A 9,157-nucleotide genomic window follows, 5' to 3' on the forward strand; every position below is an offset into this window, starting at 1 on the left:
GGGGGCGCGGGCCCTACCCGCGCCCCCTGGCATTGCCAAAGGCCGGTCAAGGCATGTATCACGGAGCGTAATCAAACGAACACGCTTCTCTTGAAGGTGATCACATGCGTGTCCTGATCCAGCTCCGCCCGGCGGCCGACGTCGTGGCGTCCGTGCTCGACCCCGGGGTCGCCAGCACGGTGGCCGACGTCGTCGCCGACCTGCCCGCCGACCTGCCCGGCGTGCTGATCGACGAGGCGTACGGCCCGGTGGCGGTGCCGCGCGCCAGACCGAGCGCGGCCCACGGCGGCCCGCTCTCGCTCTCCTCGCGCGTGGAGTTCTCGCTGTCACCCGAGCACGCGTCGGTGCTGGTCCGCGGCGAGATCCCCGACTCGGAGCTGCCGATCAGGCTCGCCCGGCTGCAGTCGGCGGTCCGCGAGGTGGCCGGCGTCTACGCCGACCCGCGCATCCGCGCGGCCGGCCCCACCTGCGGCGGCGACGGCCCGGCCGGCGACTGGCAGGAGGTCAGGCGGCTGCTGCGCGCCTCCGACCTGTGGGAGCAGGGCCACGACGGCGAGGGCGTGACCGTCGCCGTCTGCGACACCGGCATCAACGCCGCGCACGTCCGGTCGGTGCTCGGCGAGGAGGTCAGGATCGACGCGGAGCGCAGCTGGGCGCCGCCCGGCGTACGCAGGACCCCCGGCCGCTATCCCGTCGAGCACGGCACGATGTGCGCCTTCGACGCGCTGCTGCCCGCGCCGAGGGCCACCCTGCTCGACATCCCGATCCTGCTCTCGCGGCAGGGCGACATGTCGGGCCTGCTCTCCGACGCCGTCGCCGCCTACTCCCACCTGCGCCACGTGCTCAACGCCATGCCGGAGGAGTCGAGGTCGCTGGTGGTCTCCAACAGCTGGGGCCTGTTCAGCCCCGAGCACGACCTGCCGCCCGGCCACCCCGGCAACTACTCCGACAACCCGGCGCACCCGTTCAACCTGATCGTGGGCAGCCTGGCCGACGCGGGCGCCGACATCGTCTTCGCGGCCGGCAACTGCGGGCGCGACTGCCCCGACGGGCGCTGCGGCTTCCGCGAGCGGCCGATCGTCGGCGCCAACGGCCATCCCGACGTGCTGTCCGTCGGCGGGGTGAACGTCCGCGGCGAGCGCGTCGGCTACTCCTCCCAGGGGCCGGGCCGGCTCGCCGAGCGCAAGCCCGACCTGTGCGCCTACACGCACTTCGCCGGCTCAGGCGCGGTCGGCGAGGCCGACAGCGGCACCTCCGCCGCCTGCCCCGTCGCGGCCGGGGTGGTGGCCGCCGTCCGCACCGCGCGCCCGGCCGCGCGACTCTCCCCCGAGCAGCTGCGCACCCAGCTCAACCGCACGGCCGACGACCGCAGCACCGTCGGCTACGACTACGACTACGGCTGGGGCGTCATCGACCCGCCCGCCGCGGTCGCCGCACTCGGCCGCGCCCGCGGGACCCGCGCGGCCTGAGATGATCCTGCTCCAGGTCCGCCTGCCGCCCGGCGCCACCCTCTCCGACGCCCTGGAGGCCCTCGGCCTGACCGAGGAGGAGGTCGACACCGGCTACGGGCTGGTGTCCGTCCTCCCCGAGGCCGGGCTGCACGTCCTGCGCGTCACGGAGGAGGCCGGCCGCCGGGTCGGCGGGCAGGTCTTCTCGGATCCGCCGATCGAACCCGGCTGATCCGTTGGCTCCTGCCGCCCAGAACCGGGACAATGGCCCGATGGTTGAACGTGGCGATGGCGACTGGGTGTCCAGGTTCGCGGACGAGGTGATCTCCGAGGCGGAGCGGCGCGGCACCGGCAAACCGATCGTCTGCGCCTCCGGTCTCAGCCCCTCGGGCCCGATCCACCTGGGCAACCTGCGCGAGATCATGACCCCCCACCTGGTGGCCGACGAGCTGCGGCGGCGTGGCGTGCCCTGCGACCACCTGCTGTCGTGGGACGACTACGACCGCTTCCGCCGGGTGCCCGCGGGCATCGACCCGTCCTGGGCGGAGCACATCGGCAAGCCGCTGACCGCGGTGCCCGCGCCGCCCGGCAGCCCCCACCCCAACTGGGCCGAGCACTTCAAGGCCCCGATGATCGCGGCCATGGCCGCGCTCGGCGTGCAGTGCCGGATGATCAGCCAGACCGAGCAGTACACATCGGGGGCCTACCGCGAGCGGATCCTGCTGGCGATGCGCGAGCGGGCGGCGATCGACGCCGTGCTGTCGCGGCACCGCACCAAGCAGGCCGAGCAGCCCGAGGAGCCCGGGGAGCCGGAGCGGGCCGGCGAGTACTTCCCCTACCGGCCCTACTGCGAGCTGTGCGGGCGCGACCTCACCACGGTCACCGCGTACGACGACGAGACCACCGAGCTGGCCTACACCTGCGAGTGCGGCTTCGGCGAGACCGTCCGCCTGGCCGAGCACGACCAGGGCAAGCTGGTGTGGAAGGTCGACTGGCCGATGCGGTGGGCCTACGAGGGCGTGCTGTTCGAGCCGTCCGGCGTCGACCACCACTCCCCCGGCTCGGCGTGGACGGTCGGCGGCCGGATCGTCGGCGAGGTGTTCGGCGGCGAACGGCCCATCGGCCCCATGTACGCCTTCGTCGGCATCACCGGCATGGCCAAGATGAGCAGCTCCAAGGGCGACGTGCCGACCCCGTCCGACGCCCTGGAGATCATGGAGGCCCCGGTGCTGCGCTGGCTGTACGCCCGCCGCAAGCCGGCCCAGTCCTTCAAGATCGCCTTCGACCAGGAGATCCACCGGCTCTACGACGAGTGGGACGCGCTCGGCCGCAAGGTCGCCGCCGGGCAGGGGCAGCCGGCCGAGCTGGCCGCGTACGAGCGGGCGGTCACCACCGCCGACGGCCCGCTGCCGGTGACCCCGCACCCGGTCCCCTACCGCACGCTGGCCTCCATCGCCGACATCACGACCGGCCACGCCGAGCAGACCCTGCGCATCCTGCGCGACCTCGACGGCGTCACCGGCCTCGACGCTGCCGGGCCGCGCCTGTACCGGGCGCAGCGCTGGGTGGAGCTGCACCTGCCCGCCGACCAGCGCACGCGGGTGCGCGAGGAGCCGGACGAGGGGCTGCTCGACTCGCTCGGCCCGGACGAGCGCGAGTCGCTGCGGCTGCTGGCCGACGGCCTCGACGACTGGTCGCTGGACGGGCTGACCACGCTCGTGTACGGCGTCCCGAAGCTCCAGGCGGGCCTTCCCGCCGACGCGCCGGCGACCCCGGAGCTGAAGGCCGCCCAGCGGGCCTTCTTCGCCCTCCTCTACCGGCTGCTCGTCGGCCGTGACACCGGCCCCCGCCTGCCCACGCTCCTGCTCGCCGTGGGCGCCGACCGCGTACGCAAGCTGGTCGGCGCGTGAGCGCCGTCGTCATCACCGGCATCATGGCCTCGGGCAAGAGCACGGTGGCCCAGCGGCTCGCCGAACGCCTGCCGCGGGCCGCCCACGTCCGCGGCGACGCCTTCCGCCGGATGGTGGTCTCCGGTCGCGCCGAGATGACCCCCGAGCCGTCCGAGGAGGCGCTCCACCAGCTCCGCCTGCGCCACCGGCTGACCGCGGCCGCCGCCGACCTGTACGCGGAGGCCGGCTTCACCTCGGTCGTCCAGGACATCGTGCTCGGCGCCGAGCTGGAGCTCCTCACCACCCTGATCCGCACCCGCCCTTTGCACGTGGTCGTGCTGGCCCCCCGGCCCGAGGTGGTGGCGGCGCGGGAGCGGGGGCGGGCCAAGATCGGTTATGCCGGCGGCTGGACACCTGCCATGCTGGATGACGTGCTCCGCCGCGAAACGCCGCGACTCGGGCTCTGGCTGGACACCTCGGAGCAAACCCCCGACGAGACGGCCGAAGAAATCATCACTAGATGGGATGAAGCGATAATCGTCAAATCATAGAACGATCTATGCAAGGCGCTGTCAAGCGGACTGCATGCGCTGTGGAGAATCTGAAGTCATGAACATGCAGCCTTCCGCCGCCGGCGTCAGCGTCACCGTCATCGTGCCCGCGATGAACGAGGCCGACAACTTGCCCCACGTCTTCGCCACGCTGCCCGAATGGATCGACGAGGTGATACTCGTCGACGGCAACTCAACCGACGACACCGTCGCCGTCGCACGGAGGCTGCGCCCCGACCTGCGGGTCGTCGTGCAGACCCGGCGCGGCAAGGGCAACGCGCTCATCGAGGGCTTCCAGGCCGCCAAGGGCGACATCATCGTCATGATCGACGCCGACGGGTCCACCGACGGCCGGGAGATCCGCAGCTTCGTCGACGCGCTGCTCGCCGGCGCCGACTTCGCCAAGGGCTCCCGCTACGCGCCCGGCGGCGGCTCCGACGACCTCAGCCCGTGGCGCTCGCTCGGCAACAAGGCGCTGACGGGCCTGACCAACCTGCTCTACGGCACCCGCTACACCGACCTTTGCTACGGCTACAACGCCTTCTGGGCCCGCCACCTGGACGCACTGAACCTCGATTGCGACGGTTTCGAGATCGAGACGCTGATGAACGTCCGCGCCGCCAAGGCCGGGCTCGTCATCAGCGAGGTGCCCAGCCACGAGCGCTCCCGCATCCACGGCACCAGCAACCTCAACGCCGTCCGCGACGGCCTGCGGGTGCTGCGCACGATCCTGCGCGAGCGGTCCGGGCGCGCCTCCGTCCAGGCGCACACCCAGGTCGCCTTCGCGGAGTGACGGATGGCATCCTTCAACGATGCGCTACATAGTGATCGGAGCGGGAGCCGTCGGCGGCGCCATCGGGGCGCGCCTGCACCAGGGAGGCCATGACGTCCTCCTGGTCGCGAGGGGCGCCCATCTGGCGGCACTACGCGCCGACGGACTCCGCTTCGTCACGCCGGAGGGCGCCGAGACCCTCCGGATCCCCGCGACGGGCGGCCCGGTGCCGGCCCGCGCCGACGACGTGCTGATCCTGGCCACCAAGTCCCAGGACACCGTCGCCGCGCTCGACGGCTGGTCCCGCGACCTGCCCGTGGTGTGCGCGCAGAACGGCGTCGCCAACGAGCGCGAGGTCCTGCGGCGCTTCCCCGACGTCTACGGCATGTGCGTGTGGCTGCCCGCCCAGCACCTGGAGCCCGGGGTGGTGGCCGCGTACGCGCAGCCCTGCACCGGCATGCTGCACGTCGGCCGCTATCCCCAGGGTGTGGACGACCGCACCGAGCAGATCGTCGCCGACCTCGGCAAGCACGGCCTGGCCGCCCGCGCCACCCCCGACGTGATGCGCTGGAAGCACGGGAAGCTGCTCGGCAACCTCGGCAACGCCGTCGAGGCCCTGGTGGGCCATCCCGACGGCATGGCCGACCTGGCCGAACGCGCCCGCGCGGAGGCGAGGGCCGTCCTCGACCGGGCCGGCATCCCCTACTCCACCCCCGAGGAGGAGGCCGCGGTGCGCGGCCACCAGGTGGACGTCCGCCCCATCACGGGAGTCAGCCGCGGCGGCGGCTCGTCGTGGCAGAGCCTGGCGAGGGGCAGCGGCTCCATCGAGACCGACTACCTCAACGGCGAGATCGTCCTGCTCGGCCGCCTGCACGGCGTGCCCACCCCGGTCAACGAGGTGCTGCGGCGCGAGGCCGACCGGTGCGCCCGCGAGAAGCTGCCGCCCGCCTCGATGCCGCTGGAGACGCTCAACGCGCTCATCGACGAGCGTTGCGCAGCCGGATCCCGCTGAACTCCAGGCTGCTGGCCGTCACCTCGTTCCAGAACGACCACAGGTTGGGCAGCACCCGCAGCTGGATGCCCGCCCGCTCGTGCAGCTCGAACAGGTCGCCGACCGGCTCCGGCGGGCCCAGCGGCTCGACCGGGACGGTGGCGACCACCGCGTGCGGCGGGTCGCCGATCGGCCTGAACTCACCCTCCGGCAGCCGGTAGGCGAACAGCTCGACCTCCCGCATGGCCTGCAGCCAGCAGTACTCGACGGCGTGCACCCGGTCGCCGCAGCCAGCCCCGATGATCCTGACCCGGTCCTCCTCGGTGGTGCGCGGGCCCACCCACGCCATCGCGCGCGGGCAGGCACGCGGGAACCAGTAGTCGGGGCAGCGCTCGTGACCGACCGCCCAGACGTACGGCTCGGCCAGCGAGGTGGTCACCGCCACGTGCGGGACGAACCGCACGATCGTCGGGTCCTCGGAGAAGTGCAGCACCTGACCGGGCTCTGGTCTCATGAAAGTCATCATCGCGCATACCCCCGCGCCCGCCGGGCAGATGAAACCCACTCTTACGACAAGGGGTGAGTCGGATGATCTTCCTGGGTTTGGTCCTGGTCCTGCTCGCCGTCGGCGCCGGTGTTCTGGTCTTCACCGAGGAGAGCAGCAGGTACATCCTCTTCGGTTACACCTTCGAGCTCAACCAGGTCGAGATGTTCCTCGCCGGGGCGGTCACGGCGGCCGTCCTGCTCGCGGGGCTCTGGATGCTGAGCTCGGGCGCGCGACGCACGGCCAAGCAGCGCCGCAGCCTCCGCGACCAGCGTGCGGAGGCCTCCAGCCGCATGGCGCGACTGGAGGAGGAGAAGCGCGAGCTCGAACGGCGGCTCGAGCGGGAGCACGCCGCCAAGCAGGCTCCCGCCAAGCAGGTCCCCGCGCAGCGGGAGCACACCGGTCGACACTCGGCGGTTCCCGAGGACGACCGTCTCGTGGCCCGCGGCTCCGAGGACATCAGGCGGTAAGGCCGTTCAGGTCACGTTCTGCGGCTGTCGGCGCGAGGGCAGGAGCTTGCCCTCGCGCCACAGCGCGAACCCCGTCACCAGCGCGCCCACGCCCTCCCAGAGCCCGACGCCGAAGAACTTCGCCGGCGCGGCCCCGGTCAGCACGAGCGTGGTGAAGACCGTGAAGGTGACCAGCCGGAAGGGCACGGTCCAGCGGAAGAACGGCGTGTAGTCGGCCGCCGCCGCGAGCAGGTAGTAGACGCCCATGTTCACCGCCGCCATGGACGAGGCGGCCATGTAGACCAGCGTGTAGTCGCCCGCCGGTCGTACGTCTAGGACCTCGAAACCCAGCACGGCCAGCAGCGTCGCGGGCGAGACGAGCCCGAGCAGACCCATCGCCAGGGCCAGGAATCCGAACACCGCCATGGTCCAGCCGGAGAAGGAACGCGGAAGACGCACAGAAATCCTTCCAAAGGGGGGTGTACTCTGCGAGGCGATCTCATCATGCACCCGGAGGTCGCATGCCCCCCAAGCGTGGCCGTCCCATCGCGGTGAAGCTCCTCGTCCTGCTGCTCGTCCCCCTGCTGTCACTCGCCGGGCTGTGGGCGTTCGCGGCGGGCCTGACCGGCGGCGACGGGCTGCGCCTGCTCTCGATCAACGAGCTGGCCACGAACGTGGCACTGCCGTCGGAGAAGGCCGCCGCCGAGCTGCAGAAGGAGCGGCTGGTCTCGGTCGAGTTCCTGGTCGGCGGCCTGCCGCTCAGCAAGGTCACCGAGCAGCGCACCCGCACCGACTCGGCCGTGTCGGCCTTCCGCTCCTCCGCCAGGCCCATGCGTGACCTGTCACCGGAGATGGCGACCCAGCTCAACGTGGTGTTCGGCAAGCTCGACCAGCTCACCGAGACCCGCCGCGGCGTGGACGCCCGCACGAGGGCGCCGCTCGACGTCATCACCGGCTACAACACGACCGTGGACGCCTTCTTCCGCATGTACGACGCCATGATCCTGGTGCCCGACCCGGCCCTCTACCGCCAGGCGCGGGCCGTGACCATGCTCGGCGAGGCCACGGAGATGCTCTCGCGCGAGCGGGCGATGATCGCGGTCGTGCTCTCCGCCGGGCGGGTGGGCTCGCGGGAGCGGGAGGCGTTCACCGGGATGGTCGCGACCCGGCGGCTGCTGCTCAACCAGGCGCTCGCGCAGCTCGACGGCAAGCTGCGGGGGCCGTACGAGCGGTTGGTCGCCTCGCCCGTCTACAAGGAGTTCCTGACGGCCGAGAACGCCATCAGCGACCAGGCCAAGGCCGCCGGCCTGCCCGCCCAGGCGGCGACGTGGCCGGTCGACGCCCAGAACCTGTGGGCCGTGGTCGAGCGCGACCAGGCGCAGCTCAGCAAGGACATCACCGGCCGGGTCACCCCGGCCGCCGTCGGGCTGCTGGTCAAGGTCGGCGTGGCCGGCGGCGTGGGCCTGATCGCGGTGGTCGCCTCGATCCTGCTCTCGCTGCGCTTCCGGCGGCGGCTGGTGGAGGAGCTGGCCGGGCTCCGCGACGCGGCCACCGAGCTGGCCGAGGTGCGGCTTCCCGCCCTGGTCGCGCGGCTGCGTACGAACACCTCCAGGCCGACGCCCGAGGAGACCGCGCCGCTGAAGGTCGTGACGCACAGCTCCGAGGTGGACGACATCGTCACGGCGTTCAACCGGGTGCAGTCGACCGCCGTCGAGGCCGCCGTGGACCAGGCCCGGCTCCGGCACGGCGTCAACCGGGTCTTCGTCAACCTGGCCAGGCGCAACCAGTCGCTGCTGCACCGCCAGCTCCTCCAGCTCGACAGCATGGAGCGGGCCGCCGAGGAGCCCGGCATGCTGGACGACCTGTTCAAGCTCGACCACCTGACGACCCGCATGCGCCGGCACGCCGAGAGCCTGATCATCCTGTCCGACCAGAGCCCCGGCCGCGGCTGGCGCAACCCGGTGCCGATCCACGACGTGCTGCGCGCCGCCGTGGCCGAGATCGAGGAGTACGAGCGGGTCGAGGTGCTCACGACGCCGCCGGTCTCGCTCCTGGGCTCGGCCGTCACCGACGTGGCCCACCTCCTGGCCGAGCTGGTCGAGAACGCCACCCTCTTCTCGCCGCCGCAGACCCGGGTGGACGTGCGCACCTCGACCAGCCCGCACGGCCTCGTGGTCGAGATCGAGGACCGCGGGCTCGGCCTGCCCCGCGCCGAGCTGGACGAGCTCAACGACCGGCTGACCCGCACCCCCGAGTTCGACCTGGCGCAGAGCGAGCGGCTCGGACTGTTCGTGGTCGGGCGGCTGGCGGCCAGGCACGGCATCAAGGTGACCCTGGTGTCCTCCCCCTACGGCGGCCTGACCGCCCTGGTGGCGCTGCCGTCGTCGCTACTGGCCGATCAGCCGGCCCTGGCCGGTCGCTAGTAGTACTTTGTTAGTTCGTTATGGCGGTCGTTGATGGCAGGTGGGGCAGCGACCGCTCCAGGTGGCTAACAGCACCTGAAGCATGTGCAA

Annotated in this window: 10 protein-coding genes; 8 read left to right on the forward strand and 2 right to left on the reverse strand. The window is 72.2% G+C overall.

The window, feature by feature from the left end:
- The first annotated feature begins 104 nt into the window (after positions 1 to 104).
- From BMW85_RS38115 to BMW85_RS38140, 6 genes are read left to right on the forward strand one after another with little or no spacing between them, the layout of a single operon-like run.
- Positions 105 to 1,469, forward strand: coding sequence for a S8 family serine peptidase (locus BMW85_RS38115; protein ID WP_091091556.1), 1,365 nt, complete (start codon positions 105 to 107; stop codon positions 1,467 to 1,469).
- Position 1,470: 1 nt separating this feature from the next.
- Positions 1,471 to 1,680: a hypothetical protein gene (locus BMW85_RS38120; protein WP_091091559.1), complete on the forward strand. Its 210-nt coding sequence runs from the start codon at positions 1,471 to 1,473 to the stop codon at positions 1,678 to 1,680.
- Between the two features lie 40 nt (positions 1,681 to 1,720).
- Entirely contained in the window at positions 1,721 to 3,358 is a 1,638-nt protein-coding gene (lysS, locus tag BMW85_RS38125; RefSeq protein WP_091091561.1) for a lysine--tRNA ligase, read from the forward strand.
- On the forward strand, positions 3,355 to 3,888 hold the full coding sequence (locus BMW85_RS38130) for an AAA family ATPase (protein ID WP_091091563.1): 534 nt from the start codon (positions 3,355 to 3,357) through the stop codon (positions 3,886 to 3,888). The genes lysS and BMW85_RS38130 overlap by 4 nt, the downstream gene beginning before the upstream one ends.
- 58 nt (positions 3,889 to 3,946) lie before the next feature.
- A complete protein-coding gene (locus BMW85_RS38135) occupies positions 3,947 to 4,681 on the forward strand; it encodes a glycosyltransferase family 2 protein (protein WP_143082541.1) in 735 nt (244 codons plus the stop codon).
- A 19-nt stretch (positions 4,682 to 4,700) separates the two neighbouring features.
- Positions 4,701 to 5,672: a ketopantoate reductase family protein gene (locus BMW85_RS38140; protein WP_091091569.1), complete on the forward strand. Its 972-nt coding sequence runs from the start codon at positions 4,701 to 4,703 to the stop codon at positions 5,670 to 5,672.
- On the opposite strand, the gene BMW85_RS38145 is transcribed toward BMW85_RS38140, so the two are convergent.
- Positions 5,638 to 6,165, reverse strand: a complete 528-nt coding sequence (locus tag BMW85_RS38145; protein WP_091091571.1) for a DUF6886 family protein — start codon at positions 6,163 to 6,165, stop codon at positions 5,638 to 5,640. The two genes, BMW85_RS38140 and BMW85_RS38145, sit on opposite strands and share 35 nt — an antisense overlap.
- A 74-nt stretch (positions 6,166 to 6,239) precedes the next feature.
- Here BMW85_RS38145 and BMW85_RS38150 point away from each other — a divergent pair, with 74 nt between their 5' ends.
- Positions 6,240 to 6,665 (forward strand): hypothetical protein, encoded by a 426-nt coding sequence (locus BMW85_RS38150; protein ID WP_091091573.1) that lies wholly within the window; start codon positions 6,240 to 6,242, stop codon positions 6,663 to 6,665.
- Positions 6,666 to 6,671: 6 nt separating this feature from the next.
- On the opposite strand, the gene BMW85_RS38155 is transcribed toward BMW85_RS38150, so the two are convergent.
- Entirely contained in the window at positions 6,672 to 7,103 is a 432-nt protein-coding gene (locus BMW85_RS38155; RefSeq protein WP_245775295.1) for a hypothetical protein, read from the reverse strand.
- A 62-nt stretch (positions 7,104 to 7,165) separates the two neighbouring features.
- Here BMW85_RS38155 and BMW85_RS38160 point away from each other — a divergent pair, with 62 nt between their 5' ends.
- Positions 7,166 to 9,067 carry a sensor histidine kinase gene (locus tag BMW85_RS38160; protein WP_091091575.1) on the forward strand — a complete coding sequence of 634 codons (1,902 nt, stop codon included), beginning with the start codon at positions 7,166 to 7,168 and terminating at the stop codon, positions 9,065 to 9,067.
- Positions 9,068 to 9,157 lie beyond the last annotated feature (90 nt).

Origin of the sequence: Nonomuraea wenchangensis (genome assembly GCF_900111685.1) — a bacterium.
In the GTDB taxonomy this organism is placed as follows: domain Bacteria; phylum Actinomycetota; class Actinomycetes; order Streptosporangiales; family Streptosporangiaceae; genus Nonomuraea; species Nonomuraea wenchangensis.